This is a genomic window from Actinomyces stomatis, from assembly GCF_031292835.1.
GTDB lineage: Bacteria > Actinomycetota > Actinomycetes > Actinomycetales > Actinomycetaceae > Actinomyces > Actinomyces stomatis.
Genome location: NZ_JASPEP010000002.1, coordinates 227,892 through 250,283, shown reverse-complemented (window position 1 = coordinate 250,283; position 22,392 = coordinate 227,892). Strand labels below are relative to the sequence as shown.

The following is a 22,392-nucleotide window of genomic DNA, read 5'->3' as shown; positions in this document are numbered from 1 at the left end:
GATACCGTGTCGCAATGCGAACGTTCTCGGTATCCGCCACATCCTTCGGGGGTGAACCGGTCCGGTTGTCTGATCTGCTGACGCGCGGCCCGGTCGTTCTGGACGGGGCGATGGGAACCGAGCTCGACGCCCGTGGAGTCGACACCCGCAACGCGCTGTGGTCGGCGCTTGCGCTCACCACGGCGCCCGACGTCGTGCGCGAGGTCCACGCCGACTATCTGGACGCCGGAGCCCGCGTCATCACGACCAACACCTACCAGGCCACACTTCCGGCGCTGATCCGGTCCGGGGAGAATGCTGCTGGCGCCAGGGAGGTCATCGCAGCCGGTGCTCGTCTGGCCAAGGAGGCGGCCCGTCAATTCGGCAAAAAGTACCCCGAGGAGCCGGTGCTCGTAGCCGGAGGGCTCGGACCTTATGGGGCCTATCTGGCTGATGGCAGTGAGTACACCGGTGCCTACGACATCGACATCCCCGAGGATCCCCGTTTCCAGGAGGTTCATCTGCCTCGCATCGAGGTGCTGGCGGGGGAGGGGATTGACCTGTTCGCCCTGGAGACGCTTCCGCGCCTGGACGAGGCGCAGGCGCTCGTCGCCATGGTGAAGGGCCTCGCTCCGCAGGCCCAGTGCTGGGTCTCCTTCCAGGTGCGCTCCGACGGTGCCCATCTCGCTGATGGCTCGTCACTGGCCGAGGCGGCGGCCTGGGCCGCACAGGAGGAGATGGTTGTCGCTGTCGGTATCAACTGTGTGGCCCCCGATGTCGTCGGCCAAGCACTACCGGTGCTGCGTGCGGCTACCGGCAAGCCATTGGTGGCTTATCCCAATGCCGGCGATCTCTACGACCCAGTGACCAAGACCTGGCAGTCCGCAGGCGAAGGAATGGGAATCCCGGCGCTGGCTCCCTCCTGGATCGACGCCGGGGCGCGGCTCGTCGGCGGTTGCTGCCGCACCCGTCCAGCCCAGATCTATGAGCTCGCTCGCGCGGTCTTCCCGTAGTCGCGTAGCCCTTCGACGTCTCCGTACGGTGAACTCAGTCCGGCGGTTGTCTCACCACGCCATTACTCTAGTGCTAGAGTAATGGCGTGCCATCCGACGCCGACATCGTTCTCCTCTCGCTCCTTGCCGAGCAGCCACGCCATGGCTACGACCTTGACCGGGTCATCGAGCAGCGCGGCTACCGCCAGTGGACATCCCTGGCCTTCTCCTCCGTGTACTACCTCCTTAAGCGCCTGTCGGAACGGGGGCTCCTTGAGCCCGACGAGGGCTCCCAGGGGAGGCGCACCGTTTTCCGGGTGACCGATGCCGGGCGCCGTGAGCTGAGAAAGGCCTCCGCTGAACGCGTCCTCGCCCCGGCCCCGCCCTGCGCCGGCGTGCTCCCGGCACTCAACGCCTACCCCCGACTCGACGATCCCGAGCTTGCGGCCCTCCTCGCACAGCGCGCCGAGGCGCTCGTTAAGAGACTCGATGAGCTGCGCGCTCTGCGCGCCCAGGTCGACGAGGAGCACGCCCTGGCCATCTTCGACTACGAGATTCTGCGCCAGGAGGCGGATCTCGCCTGGACCCGAACCCTTCTCAAGAAAGCAGGCAGTGATGAGGACTGACATCAAGAAGGACCGCAAGGACCTGTACCTGCCGGGGCGAGCCGACTTCACAGAGGTGGACGTCCCGGCCATGACCTACCTGGCCATCGACGGCCACGGCGACCCCAACACCTCACCGGCCTATGCCACCGCGATCCAGGCGCTCTACGCAGGCGCCTACGCGATCCGCGCCGTGCTGAAGAAACGAACCGGCGACGACTTCGTCGTCGGCCCCTTGGAGGGACTATGGACGAGCGCCGACAACGCGGCCTTCGTCGCCCGAGACAAGGGGGAGTGGGACTGGACCATGATGATCCCCCTGCCCGAGGCGGTCTCCTCGCAGGACATCGCCGAAGGGCTGGCGCAGGCGGCACGCAAGAAGCGCGAGCTGCCCATCTCCGTCCTCAAGGAGCTCCCCCTGAGCGAGGGCAGGTCGCTGCAGATCCTCCACGTGGGCACCTACGACGACGAGACCCCCACCCTGGCACGCCTGCACGACGAGGTCATGCCGCGACTCGGACTCACCTGGAACGGGCCCCACCACGAGATCTACCTCAGCGACCCCAGGCGCGTGGCTCCGGAGAGGATGAAGACCGTTCTGCGCCAGCCGGTGAAACCGGTCGCGGACACCAGCGAGGCGGGCTAGCCCTGCCGCGGGCCCACGGACAGCAGGTGGACGACCGCGCGCTTGTCCCGGTCGCACTCGGCCAGGTCCACCAGGGCCGTCAGACGCCAGTCGTGGTCGCCGTCGGGGTCCTCCAGGACCTGCGTGGCCAGCCACACCTGCCTGCCGGAGGTCTCCAGGGCCTCGCGCAGGCGCTCACTGACCCCGGCGGCCGCCAGGGCCGTCTCATCGGGGGCCTCGTCGAGCGGTGCCAGTGAGATCGCCCGGGCGGAGGTATCCGTGCCGATCCAGTCGTACTCGTCCCAGTAGCGGCCCAGCACCTCGTCCCAGCGGTCCTCGCCCCATCCGGAGGAGGCATCCAGGCGGCCCAGGGCCTCGACGTCGTCGCGCGCCATGAGCTCCACGCGCCGGAACATCTCCCGGCGCACCGCCACCCGGAAGGCGTGACGGTTGCGAGTGAAGGCCACCGTCCCGTCCTCGCCCGCGCCGAAGGCCCGCTCCACTCCGGCCGAGTCGTCCACGCCGGGACGATCGGCCTCCAGCAGGCCGGCCATCTCACCCGCCTTGCCCGCCTGGGCCTGGCCGAGCGCCTCCCACTCGTCGAGCAGGGAGGAGTCGACGGCGCGCACGAGCGCCCCCAGCCAGTCGATGAGCTCGGTGACCTCGGGTGTGCGGTGCTCCTCGGGCACGACCTGGCGCAGCGCCCGGTAGGCGTCGGTCAGGTAGCGCAGCACCACGCCCTCGCTGCGCCCCAGCTCGTAGCGGGAGATGAGGTCGGAGAAGGTCATCGCGTTCTCCACCATCTCGCGCACCACCGACTTCGGTGCCAGCTCATGCTCGGCGATCCACGGGTTGGCCTGCTTGTACATCTCCAGGGCAGGAGTGAGCAGCTCGGCCAAGGGCTGGGGCCAGGTGATCTCCTCCAGGGCGGCCATGCGTTCCTCGTAGTCCATGCCCTCGGCCTTCATCGCGGCGATCGCCTCGCCGCGGGCGGCGCGCTGCTGGGCGTAGAGCAGCGGGCGCGGATCGTCCAGGGTGGCCTCAACGACGCTGACGACGTCGACCGTGTGCTCCGGGGACTCCACGTTCAGCAGGTCCATGGCCGCCAGGGCGAAGGGGGCCAGGGGCTGGTTGAGGGCGAAGTCCGCAGGCAGGTCCACGGCCAGGCGGAGCCGGGGGCGCCCGTCGGCGGCGGCCTGGGCGCTGGAGACATGTGTCAGGACGCCCGCCGTGCGCAGGGACAGATAGATCTCCAGGGCGCGGCGCACGTGGCGGCGTCGCTGGGCCTCTGGCTCGTGGGCGCGCTCCAGGAGGCCTGCCATCGCCGCCACCGGGTCGCCGTCGCGCTCCATGAGGTTCAGCACCATGGTGGTGGTGACCTGGAACTGGCTGGTCAGAGTCTCCGGGGCCGCGTCGCGCAGCCGCTCGAAGGTCTTGTCCGTCCAGTTGACGCGCCCCTCGGGGGCCTTCTTGCGCACGATCTTGCGGCGCTTGCGCTCGTCGTCGCCGGCCTTGGCCAGCGCCTTGGCGTTCTCGATGACGTGCTCGGGGGCCTGGACGACGACGTAGCCGCGGGTGTCGAAGCCGGCGCGCCCGGCCCGCCCGGCGATCTGGTGGAACTCGCGAGCGGTGAGGTGGCGCTCCTTGGATCCGTCGAACTTCACCAGCGAGGTCATGACCACCGAGCGGATCGGCACATTGATCCCCACCCCGAGCGTGTCCGTGCCGCAGATGACGGACAGCAGGCCCTCGCGGGCCAGGCGCTCCACCAGCCGCCGGTAGCGCGGCAGCATACCCGCATGGTGCACGCCGATACCGGCGCGCAGCAGTCGGGAGAGCGTGGCCCCGAAACCGCCCCCGAAGCGGAAGTCACCGAGCGCCTCCACGACCTCGGCCTTGCGGGACTTGGGCACCAGATCCACGCTCAGCAGGGAGGTCGCCCGTTCCACCGCCTCCTTCTGGGAGAAGTGGACGACGTAGACCGGCGCCTTGTCCTGCCCCACCAGGCGCTGAAGCAGCTCACCGATCGGCTCGACGACGTACTCCATCTCCAGGGGAACCGGCCGCACGGCGTCGTCGACGACGGCGACCTCGCGGCCCGTGCGCTCGCGCAGGTCCCGAACGAAGAAGGAGACGTCGCCCAGCGTGGCCGACAGCAGCACCATCTGAGCCTGGGGCAGCTCCAGGAGGGGCACCTGCCAGGCCCAGCCGCGCTGCGGGTCGGCGTAGTAGTGGAACTCGTCCATGATGACGCAGTCCACGTCCATGTCCTCGCCCTCGCGCAGGGACTGGTTGGCCAGGATCTCCGCGGTGCAGCAGATGATCGGGGCAGCGGCGTTGATGGAGGTGTCCCCGGTGACCATGCCGACGTTGTCCGCCCCGAACAGGCGCACCAGCTCGAAGAACTTCTCACTGACCAGGGCCTTGAGCGGCGCCGTGTAGTAGGAGCGGCCCCCGCGGGCCAGGGAGGCGGTGTGGGCGGCCAACGCGATCATCGACTTGCCCGAACCGGTCGGGGTGGCGGCAATGACGTGGCGATCCTCCAGGATCTCCGACAGCGCCTCATCCTGGTGCGGGTAGAGGGGGCGGCCGGTCGTCTCCGCCCAGTTCGAGAAGGCCAGGTAGACCTCCTCGGGCTCGGGGACGCGCTCGGGATCATCAGCCGGAATGAGGGCGTCGAGCATCGCGTTGAGGGCCGGAGCAGTCTGGGAGGTCACGGCGTCATCGTCTCACGGGGCTGGACAGTGAATGATCCGGGAGGCTCGCGGGAATCCGATGCTGGCGAGCCGCGTCCGCGTCCTGAGGAACGACCGCACTATGTTCCGGGCGCCGATTCATGAGAGCATGCGGGCCGTCCCCACCTGTCGCGACACCGTGAAAGGCTGAATCTCCCATGGATGTCCTCGCTGCTCAGCTCGAGGCGGTCTCGGACTGGATCACGCTCCACATCACTATGTGGGTGCTCGTCGGTACCGGGATCCTGCTGACCGTCCGCACCGGCTTCGTGCAGCTCCGCCGCCTGCCGGACATGTTCCGCCAGGTGGCCGGATCGCGTTCCGGGGCTCAAGGAGGCATCTCCTCCTTCCAAGCCTTCACGATCTCCCTGGCCGCCCGTGTCGGTATCGGCAATGTCTTCGGGGTGGCCGCCGCCCTCATCCTGGGCGGCCCCGGCGCGATCTTCTGGATGTGGGTCGTCGCCCTGGTCGGCATGGCCACCGCCTTCTTCGAGGCGACCCTGGCCCAGATGTTCAAAGTCCGCCACACCGACGGCTCCTTCCGTGGCGGGCCCGCCTACTACATGGCGCGCGGGCTGCACAGCCGCACCCTGGGTGTCGCCTTCGCGGGGCTGACGATCTTCACCTGCGGCTTCTCCATCATCATGGTCCAGTCCAACGCCGTTGCCGGCGTCATCGGCCCGGGCTCCCCGCTGAACCTGCCCCCGAGCGTCGCCGCCGCGGTACTGGTGGGGCTGGCAGCCCTGGTCATCCTGGGCGGAGTGCGTCGGGTCGCCCGCGTCACCGAGTGGATGGCGCCCATCATGGCCCTGGTCTACGTGGCCATGGCCGTTGTCATCGTGGCCCTCCACATCACGCAGCTCCCGGGTCTTCTGAGCACCATCGTCTTCTCAGCCTTCGGCCCGGCACCCTTCGCCGGCGGGGTGACCGGAGGCATCATCGCCGCCCTGACCAACGGGACCCGCCGCGGCCTGTTCTCCAACGAGGCCGGGCAGGGCACCGCCCCCTTCGCCGCCGCCACCGCCACCGTGGCCCACCCCGTCCAGCAGGGGCTCATCCAGTCCCTCGGCGTGTTCGTCGACACCATCATCGTGTGCACCGCGACCGCCTTCATCATCCTGGTCTCCGGCGTCTACAGCCCCGCCCTCGTCCAGGCCGGCAAGCTGACCCCTGACGCCGCGGGAACCTTGACCTCCGACGCGGTCGCCGTCACCCTCGGCAGCTGGACGGCCGTTCCCATGGCCATCGTCATCTTCGTCCTGGCCTTCTCCTCCATCATCGCCGCAGCCACCTACTCCGAGGTCTCCATGACCTTCATCTCCGAGCGGCCCGCATGGCGCTGGCTGCCCCGTCTCGTCTCGGTGGTCTCCACCGGGCTGGGAGCCCTCGCCACTCTGACCGTCGTGTGGAACACCGTCGACATCACCATGGCCATCATGACCCTGACCAACCTGGTCGCCCTCATCTGGCTGGCCCGCTGGGGCGTGGGGGCGCTCAGGGACTGGGACGCCCAGCGCGCGGCGGGACGAGTCGCCCCCCTGTTCAACGGCGTGGGCAACCCCTACCTGCCGGGTGACCTCCCCGGTGACGTCTGGACCGGTGAGAGGGCCAACCTGTCCGAGACGGACAGCACCGCCGACGGTGTTCCCGCAGCAACACCGGCCAGCAGCCAGCCCGCCGCCTCGACAGGAGCCGACGCATGAACCTCACCAGTATCGAGAGCCTGCTCAACTCCGTCGACGACTTCTTCTACACCTACCTTCTTGCCGCCCTGCTCATCCTGGTCGGCCTCTACCTGACCGCTCGTACTCACCTGGTCCAGCTGCGCCACTTCGGCACCATGGTCAACTCGTTGTCCGGGTCCCGCTCCGGTGCGCAGGGCGGCATCTCCTCCTTCCAGGCCTTCGCCGTGGGACTGGCAGCTCGCGTCGGCATCGGGAACATCGCCGGAGTCGCCCTGGCCGTTGTGGCCGGCGGCCCCGGCGCCCTGTTCTGGATGTGGATCGTCGCCCTCATCGGGATGGCCACCAGCTTCGTGGAGTCCACACTCGCTCAGATCTTCAAGGAGCGCGGCCGGGACTTCACCTTCCGCGGGGGCCCCGCATACTACATCAAGAACGGTCTGGGATCGGCTCTGTGGGGCAAGATCTTCGCCGCCATCTGCATCGTCTCGGTCGGTGTCACGGTGGTCATGGTGCAGACGAACTCGCTGGCCCAGGTCATCACCGCCACTGTCCCCAGCGTCTCGGGCTGGATGGTCGGGGTCTTCCTCGTTCTGCTGACCGCTCCCGTGGTTCTGGGCGGGGTCCGGCTCGTGGCCCGCGTCGCGGAGTGGCTCGCCCCCATCATGGCGCTGGCCTACGTGCTCATGGCCGCGGTGGTTATCATCCTCAACATCGGCAGGCTCCCGGAGGTCCTTGGGAGCGTCCTTGAAGGAGCCTTCGGCCTCAACCAGGCCCTCTTCGGCACCGCAGGAGGAATCCTCGCGGCGCTGCTCAACGGCGTGCGTCGTGGGCTGTTCTCCAACGAGGCCGGGCTCGGAACCGTCCCCAATGCCGCCGGGACCGCGACCGTCGCCCACCCCGTGCGACAGGGCCTCATCCAGTCCTTCGGTGTCTTCGTCGACACGATCCTCGTGTGTACGGCCACCGGCCTGCTCATCCTGCTGACCACCAAGACCTACCGCCCCGGCGATGACTCCCTGGTCGGAGCGATCCTCACCCAGCAGGCCGTTGCCGAGCACCTGGGTGCCTGGACCACCTGGCCCATGGTGGTGCTCATCTTCGTCCTGGTCTTCTCCACGGTGCTGGGCTGCTACTCCTACGCACAGGTCAACGTCAACTTCCTGGGCGGAGAGCGCCGGTCCGAGCAGATCTTCGGGATCGTCCTGACCGCTGCGGCCTTCGGCGGCACCGTGCTGACTCTGCCTGTCGTCTGGGCCCTGTCCGACATCGCCCTGGGGCTCCTGGGCGTGCTCAACCTCGTCGTCATTGTCCGGCTGGCCCCCTGGGTCATCGGAGCCCTGCGGGACTTCGAGTCCCAGCGTGCCCGGGGCATCACCGAGCCCGCCTTCGTGGGCCATGGCAACTCCCTCCTGCCCGGTGATGTGGTCCCCGGCATCTGGGAGCCCGACGACGTGGTGAAGCGGGGCTGATTCTCATGCCATCTCTGGGGCGCTTCTCATGGATGGGCCAGGTCGACGCCGTCCTGGCCTCCGTCTCCGACATGCTCTACTCCTGGGGCCTCATGTGGCTCCTCATCGGCGCGGGCATCTTCTTCACCGTCAGAACCCGGGCCGTCCAACTGCGGCACACCGACGCGATCGCCGCCTCGGTGGTCGGATCACGTGACGGGAGCCATGGCGGTATCACCTCCTTCCAGGCCTTCGCCGTCGGACTGGCCTGCCGGGTGGGGACCGGAAACATCGTCGGGGTCGCACTGGCACTCATCATGGGTGGGCCCGGAGCCGTGCTGTGGATGTGGCTCGTGGCGATCCTGGGAACCGCCACCGCCTTCAGCGAGGCGACGCTCGCCCAGCTGTTCAAGGTGCGTCGCCCGGACGGCACCTTCCGTGGCGGTCCCGCCTACTACATCTCGCGAGGACTGAGGCTGCCGATCCTGGGCGGGGTGTTCGCCGTCGTCTTCCTCATCGCCAACGGCCTGGTCATGCCCATGGTGCAGGCCAACGCCATCACCGCCTCCCTCCAGGGGGCAGGGGGGCTCTCGCCGAGCCTGGGAGCCGTCCTCGTCGTGGCCCTGACCGCCCCGGTCCTCCTGGGGGGCCTGCGCGCCATGGCCCGCGTGGCGGAGTACCTCGCCCCGTTCATGGCCCTGGCCTACCTGGTGCTGGTTCTGGCCATCCTCCTGACCCACCCGGTCCAGGCGTGGGAGGCGCTGCGCTCCATCATCGAGGGGGCATTCGGCCTACGGCAGGGGCTGGGCGGCCTGGCCGGCGGAGTGACCGCCGCACTGCTCAATGGCGTGCGCCGCGGCCTGTTCTCCAATGAGGCGGGACTGGGAGGGGCCGCCTGCGCCGCGGGCTCGGCCACCGTGAGTCACCCCGTCCAGCAGGGATTCATTCAGGCCTTCGGGGTCGTGGTGGACACCCTGTTCGTCTGCACGGCGACGGCGCTGGCGATCCTGGTCGCGGGCGCAGACGTCCTCCAGCCCGGGACGAGCGCCAAGGAACGCGCGGGAACTCTGACCCAGGACGCCATCGCCCACCTCGTGGGGGAGTGGAGCCGCTGGCCCATGGCGCTGCTCGTCGTCGTCCTGGCCTACACCACCATCATCGGGGCCTTCTCCTACGCCCAGGTCTGCCTCGACTACCTCTCCGACCGTCCCGGGGTCTCGCGCGCGCTCCAGATCGGCGCCGTCGTCTGCGCCGGTGTCGGGAGCGTGCAGCAGCTGACCACCGTGTGGACTCTGGCGGACGTGCTCCTCGGCATCGGCGCCATCATCAACCTCGTTGCGCTGGTGCTCCTGAGCCGATGGGTCGTCGGCGCGTTGAGGGACTGGGAGGCAAGGCGGAGCTCGTCGACCTCGGACGACGACCAGGCGGCCTTCCGCGGGGACTCTCAGTACCTTCCGGCGCCTCTGCCGGAAGGCGCATGGGACCACTCGGCCAGCCGGTAGATCAGCGCTCCCGCGAGCAGCACCGCACCGCCTCGTGCACATGTGGCAGCAATGCCACAGGGTCGTCACTGAATTGAAACACTGTATCCGTAGCCTTCGCGAATACGGTGCCCGCCCCTCTCGGAAGAGGAGCGGACCTGGGCGGGAGGCGTGCCCCGGTACGGTCGATCCCCGTGCTGTTCACCCGTCTATCGCCCACCTCGCCTGCGCCGTCGTCCCACCCCTACGGAGGTTCTCACGTGCAATCGGTTCTGGCTTCCTTGAACAGTGCGGCATCCAGCGCAGACAACAGCTGGACCGCATCCTTGGAGTCCTTCTTCACCGAAGGCGCGGACATCCTGGACAAGGCCTCCGGTCACCTGTTCCTCTACCTGCTCGCCTGGCTCCTCGTGCTGGGTGGTCTGTACTTCACCGTACGAACCGGGTTCGTGCAGCTGCGACTCTTTCCCTACATGGTGCGGGCCATCACCTCCTCCCGTGACAGCAACGAGGGCGGGATCTCCTCCTTCCAGGCCTTCGCCGTCGGGCTGGCGTCCCGAGTGGGCACCGGCAACATCGTGGGCGTGGCCATCGCCATCACCATGGGTGGCCCCGGAGCCGTGTTCTGGATGTGGATCGTGGCGCTGGTAGGCATGGCCACCGGATTCATTGAGGCCACCCTCGCTCAGCTCTACAAGGTCACCCACCCGGACGGCTCCTTCCGTGGTGGCCCCGCCTACTACATCCAGCGCGGTCTGGGATCCAAGCCCGCCGCCCGGGTCTTCGCCGTCGTCATCACCTTCGTCTTCGGTTTCGCCTACGAGGCCACTCAGGCCAATACCATCGCCGCCACGATGAAGAGCACCTTCCACATTGAGCCGTGGATGACCGCCGTCGGCCTGGTCGTCATCACCACGCCGATCATCTTCAAGGGCATCAAGTCGGTCGCTGCGGTCTCGGAATGGCTCGTGCCGATCATGACGGTGGTCTACGCCCTCATCGCTGTGACCATTCTGGTGCTGCACGCCAGCGCGATCCCGGGTGCGATCATCTCCATCTTCGAGGGTGCCTTCGGGCTCAACCAGGCCTTCGCCGGAACCGCCGGCGGCCTCTTCGCCGCCGCGCTCAACGGCGTCAAGCGCGGGCTGTTCTCCAACGAGGCGGGCGAGGGATCGGTTCCCAACATCGCCGCCACGGCGACCGTCTCCCACCCCGTGCAGCAGGGCTTCGTGCAGTCCCTGGGCGTCTTCGTTGACACGATCGTGGTGTGCACCGTCACCGCCCTCATCGTCCTGCTCTCCGGGGTCTATGACCCGGCGGCCGCTCAAGCCGACCCGGATACCGCGAATGCAGCCGCCAACACCCTGACCTCGGCATCGGTCACCAACGTGCTCGGCGGCTGGGCGCAGTACCTCATGGCCATCATCATCTTCGTCTTCGCCTACTCCTCACTCCTGGGCAACTACACCTACGCGCAGGTCAACATGGACTACCTCCAGGGCAGGCAGCACAAGCACTACGCCCTGCGGGCCATGATCATCGTGGCCACCGCCGTCGGCTCCCTGTCCACCCTCACCTTCGTGTGGAACCTCTCCGACCTCGTCATGGGGGCGATGACCGTCATCAACATGGTCTCCATTCTCGCCCTGGGAGGCTGGGCCTTCGGGGCCCTGCGCGACTGGGAGGCCCAGCGCCGCGCCGTCGAGGCCGGTGAGAAGGACGAGATCCGCTTCATCGCCACTGACAACCCCTACCTGCCCGGCACGCTCCCCGGAGACATCTGGGCCGTCGATGGTGCTGCCCACGCCGCCATCACGGAGCGTCGCGCCGCACTCGAGGAGGCCTCGGGCAGCTGAGCCCAACAGCGCTAGGCTGAGGCCCATGAAGATCGCGCGCTTCTCGACCGGTGATGAGCCCCGCTACGGCATCGTCCAGGGCCTGCCCGAGGGAGAGGTCGCCTCGGGCGAGTCCGAGGGGCACCTCCTGGTCCTCAAGGGAGACCCCCTCTACTCCCTGCCCGAGGCCACCGGTGAGGTCGTCGAGCTGCGTGAGGCCAGGCTCCTGTCGCCGGTCATTCCCCGCTCCAAGGTCGTGGGGGTCGGGAAGAACTACGCGAGCCACATCACCGAGATGGGGGAGAGCGAGCCGCCCCGCGATCCGGTCGTCTTCCTCAAGCCCAACACCTCCGTCATCGGCCCGGACGCTCCCATCGTCCTGCCTTCCTGGAGCGAGGAGATCCACTACGAGGCAGAGCTCGCCGTCATCATCAAGACCCTCGCCAAGGACGTCCCCATCGACCACGCCGACGACGTCATCCTGGGCTACACGGTCGCCAACGATGTCTCGGCCCGGGACCGCCAGCGCATCGAGCCGCAGTGGGTGCGGGCCAAGGCGTTCGACACCTCCTGCCCCCTGGGGCCGTGGATCGAGGTTCCCGAGCCCGGCCGTGAGCCCCTCTTCTCGCCCGGTGATGCGGCGGTACGCGCCCGGGTCGACGGCCTCCTCGTCCAGGAGGGGCGGACCACGGACATGATCCGTACGATTCCCGAGCTGATCTCCTACATATCGACGATCTTCACCCTCCTGCCCGGCGACGTCATTCTTACCGGCACGCCGGCGGGAGTCGGCGAGATCCGAGCCGGTCAGCGTGTCCAGGTCGAGGTTGAGGGCATCGGCTCCTTCTCCAACCCAGTGGTCCGCCGCTGAACCGACGCGGTCGCTCCTCACGGAGCAACTATGCCGGTGAGTGTCGGTGTTGCTTCTCGGCCATGGAGAGCCGGTGGCCCGATCAGGTGTCCTTGGACGAGCCGCCTGAGCCCTTCTCGTCGCTCTTCCTGTCCTCGGATTCGCTCTTCTTGTCGTTGCTCTTGCCGTCCTTGCCGGAGCCGTCACCGGATCCGGCCTCATCCATGTCGGCCGGGCCGGGATTACTGATCGGTGTGGCCTTCAACAGCGTCTCCATCTCACTGGAGGAGTAAGCATCAACGGGGCAGGCGTACATCGCCTGGAGCACGACGGGCGTGCCTGTCGTGCCGAAAACACGGACGAACCTGGTGAGCTTGTAGTCCTTGTGGTCGGCTCCGGTGTACGTGAAGTCCAGTCGTTTGGTCTCGATGGCGTGACCATCGGTGTCCTTGACCAGGGAGAAGTCATCCTTGGTGGGCTCGAAGGAGACATTCGTGAAGTCCGACGACTGCTGATAGGCGTTGACCGTGGTCTCCGCTTGATAGTCCGACTCGGTGCGATCACCCTGCGTGTTCTTGTCGTACAGGTTCTGCGTCGCGGTGAACACGCAGCCGTTCTGCTTGTCCATCTTGTTCTTGCCGTCGGTGTCGTAGACGGTCACCTTCCAACCGGACTGGGACTGCGGGAACTCCCAAGAGGGAACGTACTCGACGTTGCTGTTCTTGCCCGCCTTGGAGGACTTGCCCGACGGACTCGTGCTCTTGTCGGTCGCGCTGGTGGATGGTGACTCACTGCTGGAGGTGCTGGGGCGCGCGGGGCCGGACTCGTCCTGGCACGCGGCGAGAGCCGGGACGGCCAGGGCGAGGCTGAGCCCGGCCACAAGGGGGAGTCTGAGTGCTGATCGGCGGTGGGTGGTGGAGCGTGCCGCGGAACGCCGGGTCGGGGACATGGGGCCTCCAAGAAATGCTAAGTGGGAATCGTCCCGAACGGATTGGGGTGTCGTCGCCTCTGATGGGAGCCGCGAGAACTTCCTGGCGGCGACATCATGAGCTCATGGACGCAACGTTATTTCGCCTGAGTGCTGAGCGCGATGGGGCGGGGTACCCGTCCTCGGAGCAGCGGGGTGGTTACGCCACATGCGGGCCATAGTCAATGGGTGTTGACACCTACGCGGAATAACTCCGTACAAAACGTGAATGAGAATGTCAATAGGGGTTGACCTCGATGGTCGGGTGATTGATCTCGCCTTAGTGTTCCGGGGTCCGGATATGAATCCGGAGCAAGACATGATCGTCAGAACATGCTGACGGAAAGGAAGGAAGTCGTTGCTATGAGGACAATGCTTGCTCGGCATATTGCTGCAGGGGCCTCGATGCTGGTTTTGGCCAGTGCGCTTGCGGTGCCGGCGTCGGCGGCCAGCGCGGCGGGGCGTGACGGTGTCTGTGACTCCGGTGAGGTCTGCTTCTACTACAACAGTAATCAGCAGGGGTCGGTCTCCGACTTCACAGACTCAGTTGGAAACTATGGGAGCTCTCAGCCCCGGTGCTATGAGTTCAAGGGGGCCGGTAACGGTAAGGGGGAGTGTATGAAGAATCAGGTGGCCTCGGTCACCAACCGTACCGATAAGCCGGTGACGGTTTACTACAACTCCAACTACAAGGGGGCCACTCAGACCATTCCTGCGGGAGCCTCGGTCAACCTCAACTCCACGCTGAAGAACCAGAACGCCTCCCACCGCATCGGCGATGGCGGATCGTCGGACAGCACTCAGCCACCGCCCGCGACGGGTTCCATGAAGAACCCCTACGCCGGGGCGATGGGCGCCAACGGCGGCTACACGCCTCGCACGCAGTGGCTAAAGGACAAGATTCAGCAGCAGTTCCCGAATATCGAGTGCAACACCTACGAGACCGGGGACCGCAAGTCGGACCACTACACGGGCAACGCACTCGATTGCTGGGGGCCGGACTCGGAGCGTCAGAGGGTCGCGGAGTGGGCGAAGGACAACGCCGGCTCGCTCGAGGTGCTCTACGTCATTCACCACCAGAGGATCTACAACATCGCCAGGTCCAGTGAGGGATGGAGGCAGATGAAGAAGCGCGCCAACGCGACCGCCAACCACATGGACCACGTGCACATCTCGATGCAGCACCCTGGAAACGAGTACTGATCGGGCGATGGATCGGCCGCGTGCATCTCGGTGGAGCCCATGAGCCGTGCGGCACGGCAGGTCGGGGAACCTCTTCCAGGAGGTTCCCCGACCTGTTCCCTGGGCGCGGCCTCAGAGGACTATCCTGACTCCATCATGCCTGAACTCAGTGATCACTCATCCGCCTTCCGTCCTGAGCCCGCAGCTGCGTCCAGCGTCCCGGAGCAGGGCTCATCGTCCGTGCGCGTACGTTTCTGTCCCTCACCCACGGGAACCCCTCACGTGGGCATGGTGCGCACCTGTCTGTTCAACTGGGCCTACGCCCGTCATACCGGCGGCACCTTCGTCTTCCGGATCGAGGACACGGACTCCGCCCGTGACTCCGAGGAGTCCTTCGACGCCATCCTGGACTCCCTGACCTGGCTGGGGCTGGACTGGGACGAGGGTGTGGGCAAGGGCGGTCCTCATGAGCCCTACCGTCAGTCCCAGCGTATGGGGCTGTACAAGGAGGTGGCCGCCGAGCTGCTGGAGGCGGGCTACCTGTACGAGTCCTTCTCCACCCCGGAGGAGATCGAGGCCCGTCACCGTGAGCGCGGTGAGGACCCCAAGCTCGGCTACGACGGCTTCGACCGCGATCTGACCCAGGAGCAGAAGGACGCCTTCCGCGCCGAGGGGCGCCTGCCCGTCCTGCGGATGCGGATGCCGGAGGAGGACATCACCTTCACCGACCTGGTCCGAGGCCCTATCACCTTCAAAGCCGGCAGCGTGCCGGACTACGTCGTCGTGCGTGCAGGTGGCGAGCCTCTCTACACACTGGTCAATCCCGTTGACGACGCCGCCATGGGCATCACCCATGTTCTGCGCGGTGAGGACCTGCTGTCCTCCACTCCGCGACAGGTAGTCCTCTACCGCGCCCTCATGGCTATCGGGCGGGCTCAGGCCGTGCCCGAGTTCGGGCACCTGCCCTACGTCATGGGGGAGGGCAACCGAAAGCTGTCCAAGCGAGACCCTCAGTCCAACCTCCTCATCCACCGCTACCGGGGCATGATCCCCGAGGGGCTCCTCAACTACTTGGCCCTCCTGGGGTGGTCACTGAGCGCAGACCGCGACGTCTTCTCAGCCGCGGAGATGATCGGGGCCTTCGACGTCCATGACGTCAACCCCAACCCGGCCCGCTTCGACCCCAAGAAGTGCGAGGCCATCAATGCCGAGCAGGTGCGTGCACTGGAGGAGACCGACTTCCGGGACCGGCTGGTGCCCTACCTCGCCGACGCCTACCCCGACCCGACTGGCGAGACCGCTCAGGTGCCACTGGTCTCGGCGGACTCCTTCGACGGACTCACCGTACGGGAGCAGGAGATCCTCAATGCGGCCGCCCCTCTCATCCAGACGCGGATCCAACTGTTGCGTGAGAGCCGCGACATGCTCGGCTTCCTCTTCGTGTCGGACGACGATCTCGCCATGGATGACAAAGCACTGGGCAAGCTCAAGGACTCGGCCGGTGACGTGCTGGAAGCGGGCATCCGTGCCCTGGAGGGGCTCAGCCCCGAGCGGTGGGACAAGGACCATCTGGAGGACGTCCTCAAGGCCGCCATCGTCGAAGGACGGGGCATGCCCGACGGCGAGGGGATCAAACCGCGTCTCGCCTACGGTCCGTTGCGCGTTGCGGTGACCGGGCGACAGGTGTCTCCGCCCTTGTTCGAGTCCATGGAGATCCTCGGAACCGACTCCGCCCTCGCCAGGCTGAAGGCTCTTCGAGCGCGGCTCGGGTGACACGCTGCCGGTTACTCTCATGCGAATGGTGATGGGGTCAGGAACGTCGTGTTCCTGACCCCACTCGGCTTATCGTGCGCGAGACGCCTCGCGAGCAGCGCCCTCAGAGGATCCCGGTGACTTCCTGAGGGTGTCACATGGCTCCGGCGTCGACTCCCTGGACCCGGATGCCCGCCAGGATCGTGTGCCACTGATCCAAGGACGCCGATGAGTCTGTCGGGCAGAAAACTACAGCATATAGAACGTACCCCTCCTTCTCGACGATCCTGTTGAATCGATACCCTACGACGGGAGTATTCGGAGCGTCAGAGAAGTTGACGTTGCCACTGAATGATACTTCGTAACCGGGCATCGTTCCATTGTTGTCACGTACTGCTTCGACGATGGAGGGTGCGCTGGTGGTCTGAAAGGTTGCGAAGTCCCCGGACTTAGTTGTGACAAAAGTCTTTGAGTCCAGATCGTCTGTGGGGGTGGAGCTGAAAAATTCTTCAGATATTTGTTGGCTGATGTATCCCTGACAGCCTTTTCCGTCGTTGAATTCATATCCTTCGCTGTGAAGGTCGTTGGAGTTCTTGGAAGTGTCAGCCAGATCGTCATTCCGGGACCAGACGGACGTGTCCTCGTTGGCGAAGGTGACTGATGGTCGTGACCAGGTGGCCGGCGCGGACGGAGACTTCGACGGTGGCGAGCTCGAAGTCCTGGGCGACGTGGTCGAGCTGGAGGCGCTGGCCTCGGCAGAGGCTCTTGCGGGCTCGACGCGCAGCTGCCCCTTGTGGGCGGGGCCGCAGGCACTCAGCGTGAGACTGGCTGCCAGGCACAGTCCCAGAGTGAGGCGACGAGCTCTGGAAGGCGCGTTGTGGGAGAGGAGTGGCTGGCGATGGCGCTGCGCCGGACGAGACAATGCGGCTCTCCTAGTGGTGCGGAGGGAGGAGGGCAGGTGCTGGGGTTCAGTGCCGGGGCTCATCTATCCCATGGCCCCGGCATCGAGTCCCGCCACTCGTGTCGAGGACAGGAACTGATGCCACGTATCGGAGGAGGCGAGCTTGTCTGGCTCGCACTCGAGGAAGATTTCAAGGGTGACGCCCCGGTCACTGATCTGCCGGAAGAAACGATATCCTGCCACATCGCCGGTTGAGCCGCTGGCGTATTTGACATTGGCTGTGTATCCGATTTCATATCCGGGGAGCGTTCCGCTGTCGTCCGGCACGGCTTCGACCGGAGTCGGCCCCGAGGTCACTGAGAAAGAACTGTGGTTCGGCATCGTCTCTTGTATCTTAACAGAGGATGTGGTGTTGTCTCCGCCCCTTCCTCTTTCGTCGTAGATTGTTTGGTTTGCTTTGTAAAAAATAATGGCCAGGCATCCTCCTGCGTCGAAATTGTAGGCCTGGCTGATTTCTGACGATGTCTCGATCGGCTGTTTGAGTATGTCGTCCTTTCGGCGCCACGTGCCGGTGGTGTCATTGGAGATCGTGACATTCGGGGCCGTCCAGGTCGTTGAGGAAGGTGCTGCCGACGGCGTTGGGGCCGGCGTCTTGGAAGGCGCGCCCGAGCCGGAGGTGCTGGCCTCGGCGGAGGCGCCTGCGGGCTCGACGCTCAGCTGTCCCTTGTGGGCGGGTCCGCAGGCGCTCAGTGAGAGGGCTGCGGTCAGGGTCAGTCCAAGGGTGAGGAGGCGAGTGCTGCAGGGGTTGCGACCTGCATGGCGATGGTGCTGCAGTTGGGTGGGCATATGGCATCCCAAAGAGGTGGGGTGAGCAGGAACTAGGGGGAGTCTAGGGGATGCCCCTGGAGGCGGGCTCGGTGGTGAGTACTCGGGCGGGATGTGCGATACCGGCTGCGAGGGGCTGTGCGAAGCCGTGATCAGGAGGGTGGAGGGAGGAGGGTCTGGCTTCCTTCTGTGTGTCGGTCTTCACCTCCTGGTGATTTGGTGGGGCGGGGGTGGGCGTGTAGATTACTGCCCGCTGCCTCGGGCGTGATTCGTTCCGAGGGAAGCCCCTTGGGGTATGGTGTAATTGGCAACACGACTGATTCTGGTTCAGTTATTCTAGGTTCGAGTCCTGGTACCCCAGCGGATCTGTTGATCTGTGGCCCCCATCGTTTAGTGGCCTAGGACACCGCCCTCTCACGGCGGCGGCGCCGGTTCGAATCCGGCTGGGGGTACGAAGGTCCGGTTGTCGGTTTCGGCATCCGGGCTGTCAAGGCCCCCATCGTTTAGTGGCCTAGGACACCGCCCTCTCACGGCGGCGGCGCCGGTTCGAATCCGGCTGGGGGTACGGATCAAGGAGGCCGACCAGGTCTGCTGGTTCACAACTGCATAGCAGGCCCCCATCGTTTAGTGGCCTAGGACACCGCCCTCTCACGGCGGCGGCGCCGGTTCGAATCCGGCTGGGGGTACGAGGGCGAGGCGTCTGCTCCACCGCATGGTGGAGCAGACGCCTCGTGTTTTAGCGGTGAGACCCGCTTATGCGGGTGACTGGAGCTCAGCTGCCTGTGGCGCGGAGGCCAGTAGGTCGCTGCCTGTTGTGACGGTGAGTCCTCGCTCCAGCAGTGAGCGCACGGCTCCCTCCAGGGCGGAGAACAGGGCCTCGGAGGGCTGCGTGCGCCCGTCGTGGCACAGCACCACCGATCCAGCGCCGGCAACGTCCTTGACGGCGCCGGCCGCCAACGCCGATGGCGTGTGAACGCTCCACAGCAACAGGTCCATCCTCCTCTGCGCGGCAATCATCATGGCCGGTGCGTCAACTCGGCCGTAAGGGGGCCGCCACAGGCGTGGAGAGGGTGCTCCGGCCGCCATGATCGCCTCGCACGTCCGGCTCACCGAGTCGTTCAGCTCCGAGAAGCTCACACCGTAGACGTCGGTGTGCACCCAGTTGTGGACCGCGACCTCATGCCCCTCGGCGACCTCCCGCGCGATCAGCTCGGGATGGGCCTTCACCGCTGATCCCAGAACGAAGAAGGTTGCCCGTACGTGCAACCTCGCCAGCATGTCGAGCACACGTGGAGTCCAACGAGGGTCTGGCCCGTCGTCGAAGGTCAGCGCCAGCTTTCCGGACTCCCCTCCGGTCTGAAACACCACTCGTGTCCCGAGCGCGCTGCCGGGGGCCGCGGGGCGAGGGGCCGTTCTTGCCGTGGGAGAGAGTCGGGTGTCGTGCCAGTGAGTGGCTTCTGCGCCGGTGCCCGCGCCAAGGATGGCCGCCGTCGTTGCCAGGGCGGCCCTCCCCAGGAGGCCCCGCCGGCTCTTCTTGGCGGTGAGAGTCAACCGTGGCTCGAGTGACGGAGGGATTGTGGGGTTCCTGACGCGATCATCCGGCAGGCTCTTGGTTGTCACCGGTACATCGTAGAGCGATCCCGACAGGCCTCTGCGCCACTGGTCAGAACGTTGCGGAACCGCGACGGAATCGAACTGGATCGCACCGTATCAATCGATAATCAGAGCATCCTCGGTAGGATGCCCGCGTGACGAACTTTCCCGCGCTGAAGACCCCCGGCCCCCTCGCTGATGGCGCCATGCGCATCACTCCCCTGGGGGGCCTGGGTGAGGTCGGCCGTAACATGACCGTCTTCGAGCTGGACGGCAAGCTGCTCATCGTCGACTGCGGTGTGCTCTTCCCCGAGGAGGATCAGCCGGGCGTCGACCTCATCCTTCCCGACTTCTCCTCCATCGAGCACCGTATCGACGACGTCGTCGCCCTGGTCCTGACCCACGGGCACGAGGACCACATCGGGGGCGTGCCGTACCTGCTGCGGCTGCGTGAGGACATCCCCCTGGTGGGAAGTGAGCTCACTCTGGCCTTCGTGGAGGCCAAGCTCAAGGAGCACCGTATTCGCCCGGTGCTGCGCCAGGTCATTGAGCATGAGGAGGTCTCCTACGCCCCCTTCGACCTGGAGTTCGTGGCCGTCAACCACTCCATCCCCGACGCCATGGCCGTCATGATCCGGACCGATGCCGGCAACGTCCTGGCCACCGGTGACTTCAAGATGGACTCCCTGCCCATCGACGGGCGCATCACGGACCTGCGCTCCTTCGCCCGCTTCGGTGAGGAGGGCGTCGACCTGTTCTGCGTGGACTCCACGAACGCCGAGGTCCCCGGCATGGTCGGCCATGAGGGCGAGATCGGCCAGGTCCTGGACAATGTCTTCGCCGACTCCGACGGGCAGATCGTCGTGGCATCCTTCGCCAGCCACGTCCACCGGGTCCAGCAGGTCCTCGACGCGGCCGCCCTGCACGGCAGGCGGGTCGCCCTCGTGGGGCGCTCCATGGTTCGCAACATGGGTATCGCCTCCGAGCGTGGCTACCTCAAGGTCCCCGCCGGCGTCCTCATCGATGCCCGCGACATCACCTCGCTGCCCCCGCACGAGAGAGTCCTCATGGTCACCGGCTCGCAGGGTGAGCCGATGGCGGCCCTGTCCCGGATGGCCCACTCCGAGCACCGCAGCGTCACCATTGAGCCCGGCGACACCGTCATCTTCGCCTCCTCCCTCATCCCCGGCAACGAGAACTCCGTCTTCCGGGTCATCAACCAGCTCATGCGTCTGGGTGCGCGCGTGGTCCATCAGGGCAATGCCAAAGTCCATGTCTCCGGACACGCCTCGTCCGAGGAGCTGCTCCACGTCTACAACATCGTCCAGCCCCGCAACGTCATGCCCATTCACGGTGAGATCCGTCATCTGGTGGCCAACGGTGGGCTCGCCGTCAAGACAGGAATCGCCCCTGAGCGGGTCATGTTGTGCGAGGACGGCGTGGCCGTCGACCTGGACGGGGGAGTGGCCCGCATCGCCGGCCAGGTGCCCTGCGGCTACATCTACGTCGACGGCTCCTCAGTGGGGGAGATCGATGAGGCCGAGCTCAAGGACCGCCGCATCCTGGCGGAGGAGGGCTTCGTCTCCGTCTATGCCGTGGTGGAGACCACAACCGGGACGATCCTGGCCGGTCCTCACATCCAGGCGCGGGGCGTGGCCGAGGACGACTCGGTCTTCGAGGAGATCCTTCCCGATGTGACCGAGGCCCTGTCCGCCGCGCTGGAGACCGGGAAGGCGGACGCCTACTCCCTCCAGCAGGTCATGCGCCGCACCCTGGGACGCTGGATCGGGCGCCGTCTCAGGCGCCGTCCCATGATCGTCCCGGTCGTCGTCGAGGCATAGCAGGAGGGTGCTTACTGCATGACTCTGTTCCGGCCCGCGTGCTTCATATCCACAGGATCCATCCTCATCGACATCCCCCTCCACGTCAGCCGTGTGCCGACGCCGGGAGGGGCGATCACCGGGGCGTCGTCAGGTCCGGTCGTCGGTGGTGGGTACACCGTGGTCTCGGCCGCGGCCCGGCAGGGCGTCCCCACTGCCTTGGCCGCGACCCTGGGAACCGGTCCCAACTCCGCGCGGGTACGTGAGTCGATGCACCTGGACCGGGTCGAGCTGCTCGTCGAGGAGCTTGTCGGGGACATCGGCACCTGCACCGCTCTTATCGAGCCCTCCGGCCGACGTACCTTCATCACCACCGCGGGCGTCGAGGGAGAGCCCCAGCGCGAGGACCTCGAGAGCATCGACCTGAGAGCCGGGGACTGGGTCTACGCCACCGGTTACGACCTCGCCCACCACACGAGCCGCGGCATCCTGGTCGACTGGCTCCTGTCGATCCCCGACGGCGTCGGGCTGGTGATCGACCTTGGCCCGGTCCAGCCCGATATCCCTGACCAGGTGCTTCTGCCACTGCTGGCTCGAGCGACGATGCTGACCGGGAACGACCTGGAGATGAGCCGGCTCGAGGAGCGCCTGGGCGGTACGAACGCCATTCGAGAGGCCTGTCCGCAAGCGCTGATCGTCCATCGTACCGGCGTCCACGGCTGCGTTCTCCACCCGGTGGGCGGCGAGGCGATCGAGGTCCCCGGTTTCGTGCGTGAGGTCGTGGACACGACGGGTGCGGGAGACACGCATACCGGTGTCCTGGTCGCCGGCCTTCTTGACGGGCTCGACGTTGTTGAGGCGGCCAGGCGTGCCAATGCGGCCGCAGCCCACGCTGTTGCGTGCACCGGCCCGGCCCAGGCGCCGCTGCGTGAGGCGATCGATGAGTTCCTCCGGGCCGGTGACGAGAGGGCCTGAGAGGTCCTGGGCCGCGGCAGTCCCTCTCGCCAGGGGATGAGCCCCTCATCGAGCTACGGCACCGAGAAGGTGACGTGTCTCCGGCCGGCGCAGGCGGCGTGGCAAGGCCGTTGAGAGCAAGAATCCGATAGTTTCTAGAGCA

Annotated in this window: 16 protein-coding genes and 4 tRNA genes; 16 read left to right on the top strand and 4 right to left on the bottom strand. The window is 66.6% G+C overall.

Translation table 11 applies throughout. From position 1 onward, the window contains the following. Positions 1 to 14 precede the first annotated feature (14 nt). The 3 genes from mmuM to RIV12_RS02350 all read left to right on the top strand — a co-directional run bounded on the left by mmuM (position 15) and on the right by RIV12_RS02350 (position 2,222). A complete protein-coding gene (gene mmuM / locus RIV12_RS02360) occupies positions 15 to 992 on the top strand; it encodes a homocysteine S-methyltransferase (protein ID WP_309321932.1) in 978 nt (325 codons plus the stop codon). An 86-nt stretch (positions 993 to 1,078) separates the two neighbouring features. Further along, the gene (locus tag RIV12_RS02355; RefSeq protein ID WP_309321931.1) at positions 1,079 to 1,597 is read left to right on the top strand and encodes a PadR family transcriptional regulator; all 519 of its coding nucleotides are present in this window, start codon (positions 1,079 to 1,081) and stop codon (positions 1,595 to 1,597) included. Beyond that, positions 1,587 to 2,222, top strand: a complete 636-nt coding sequence (locus tag RIV12_RS02350) for a GyrI-like domain-containing protein (RefSeq protein WP_309321929.1) — start codon at positions 1,587 to 1,589, stop codon at positions 2,220 to 2,222. Before RIV12_RS02355 ends, RIV12_RS02350 begins: the two co-directional genes overlap by 11 nt. Here RIV12_RS02350 and RIV12_RS02345 read toward each other — a convergent pair. Then, a complete protein-coding gene (locus RIV12_RS02345) occupies positions 2,219 to 4,885 on the bottom strand; it encodes a DEAD/DEAH box helicase (protein WP_309321977.1) in 2,667 nt (888 codons plus the stop codon). The genes RIV12_RS02350 and RIV12_RS02345 overlap by 4 nt on opposite strands. Positions 4,886 to 5,094: 209 nt before the next feature. Between RIV12_RS02345 and RIV12_RS02340 the strand changes: the two genes are divergently transcribed. From RIV12_RS02340 to RIV12_RS02320, 5 genes are all read left to right on the top strand, one after another. Beyond that, the gene (locus tag RIV12_RS02340; protein WP_309321928.1) at positions 5,095 to 6,639 is read left to right on the top strand and encodes an alanine/glycine:cation symporter family protein; all 1,545 of its coding nucleotides are present in this window, start codon (positions 5,095 to 5,097) and stop codon (positions 6,637 to 6,639) included. Beyond that, positions 6,636 to 8,090: an alanine/glycine:cation symporter family protein gene (locus RIV12_RS02335; protein ID WP_309321926.1), complete on the top strand. Its 1,455-nt coding sequence runs from the start codon at positions 6,636 to 6,638 to the stop codon at positions 8,088 to 8,090. The genes RIV12_RS02340 and RIV12_RS02335 overlap by 4 nt, the downstream gene beginning before the upstream one ends. Before the next feature lie 5 nt (positions 8,091 to 8,095). Next, positions 8,096 to 9,571 (top strand): alanine/glycine:cation symporter family protein, encoded by a 1,476-nt coding sequence (locus RIV12_RS02330; RefSeq protein WP_309321924.1) that lies wholly within the window; start codon positions 8,096 to 8,098, stop codon positions 9,569 to 9,571. Between the two features lie 239 nt (positions 9,572 to 9,810). Then, complete coding sequence (locus tag RIV12_RS02325) at positions 9,811 to 11,406, top strand: alanine/glycine:cation symporter family protein (RefSeq protein WP_309321922.1); 1,596 nt, start codon at positions 9,811 to 9,813, stop codon at positions 11,404 to 11,406. 25 nt (positions 11,407 to 11,431) lie between these two features. Further along, positions 11,432 to 12,256: a fumarylacetoacetate hydrolase family protein gene (locus RIV12_RS02320; protein WP_309321920.1), complete on the top strand. Its 825-nt coding sequence runs from the start codon at positions 11,432 to 11,434 to the stop codon at positions 12,254 to 12,256. A gap of 82 nt (positions 12,257 to 12,338) precedes the next feature. On the opposite strand, the gene RIV12_RS02315 is transcribed toward RIV12_RS02320, so the two are convergent. Next, positions 12,339 to 13,115 carry a hypothetical protein gene (locus RIV12_RS02315; protein ID WP_309321918.1) on the bottom strand — a complete coding sequence of 259 codons (777 nt, stop codon included), beginning with the start codon at positions 13,113 to 13,115 and terminating at the stop codon, positions 12,339 to 12,341. A gap of 450 nt (positions 13,116 to 13,565) precedes the next feature. Between RIV12_RS02315 and RIV12_RS02310 the strand changes: the two genes are divergently transcribed. Together RIV12_RS02310 and gltX are read left to right on the top strand one after the other, a co-directional pair. Then, on the top strand, positions 13,566 to 14,405 hold the full coding sequence (locus RIV12_RS02310) for a peptidase inhibitor family I36 protein (RefSeq protein ID WP_081380152.1): 840 nt from the start codon (positions 13,566 to 13,568) through the stop codon (positions 14,403 to 14,405). Positions 14,406 to 14,540: 135 nt separating this feature from the next. Continuing rightward, positions 14,541 to 16,157 (top strand): glutamate--tRNA ligase, encoded by a 1,617-nt coding sequence (gene gltX / locus RIV12_RS02305; RefSeq protein WP_309321916.1) that lies wholly within the window; start codon positions 14,541 to 14,543, stop codon positions 16,155 to 16,157. 964 nt (positions 16,158 to 17,121) lie between these two features. Here gltX and RIV12_RS02300 read toward each other — a convergent pair. After that, positions 17,122 to 17,883 carry a hypothetical protein gene (locus RIV12_RS02300; protein ID WP_309321914.1) on the bottom strand — a complete coding sequence of 254 codons (762 nt, stop codon included), beginning with the start codon at positions 17,881 to 17,883 and terminating at the stop codon, positions 17,122 to 17,124. A 268-nt stretch (positions 17,884 to 18,151) separates the two neighbouring features. On the opposite strand from RIV12_RS02300, the gene RIV12_RS02295 reads away from it, so the two are divergent. The 4 genes from RIV12_RS02295 to RIV12_RS02280 all read left to right on the top strand — a co-directional run bounded on the left by RIV12_RS02295 (position 18,152) and on the right by RIV12_RS02280 (position 18,548). Beyond that, positions 18,152 to 18,223: transfer RNA gene (locus RIV12_RS02295), tRNA-Gln, on the top strand. Between the two features lie 18 nt (positions 18,224 to 18,241). Next, positions 18,242 to 18,314 (top strand) — tRNA-Glu (locus RIV12_RS02290). Positions 18,315 to 18,354: 40 nt separating this feature from the next. Further along, positions 18,355 to 18,427, top strand: a tRNA-Glu gene (locus tag RIV12_RS02285). 48 nt (positions 18,428 to 18,475) lie between these two features. Next, a tRNA-Glu gene (locus RIV12_RS02280) sits at positions 18,476 to 18,548 on the top strand. Positions 18,549 to 18,615: 67 nt separating this feature from the next. Here RIV12_RS02280 and RIV12_RS02275 read toward each other — a convergent pair. Beyond that, positions 18,616 to 19,227, bottom strand: a complete 612-nt coding sequence (locus RIV12_RS02275; protein WP_309321913.1) for a polysaccharide deacetylase family protein — start codon at positions 19,225 to 19,227, stop codon at positions 18,616 to 18,618. Positions 19,228 to 19,661: 434 nt separating this feature from the next. Between RIV12_RS02275 and RIV12_RS02270 the strand changes: the two genes are divergently transcribed. Together RIV12_RS02270 and RIV12_RS02265 are read left to right on the top strand one after the other, a co-directional pair. Then, positions 19,662 to 21,296, top strand: coding sequence for a ribonuclease J (locus tag RIV12_RS02270; protein WP_075419063.1), 1,635 nt, complete (start codon positions 19,662 to 19,664; stop codon positions 21,294 to 21,296). An 18-nt stretch (positions 21,297 to 21,314) separates the two neighbouring features. Next, complete coding sequence (locus RIV12_RS02265; RefSeq protein WP_309321911.1) at positions 21,315 to 22,250, top strand: PfkB family carbohydrate kinase; 936 nt, start codon at positions 21,315 to 21,317, stop codon at positions 22,248 to 22,250. Positions 22,251 to 22,392 lie beyond the last annotated feature (142 nt).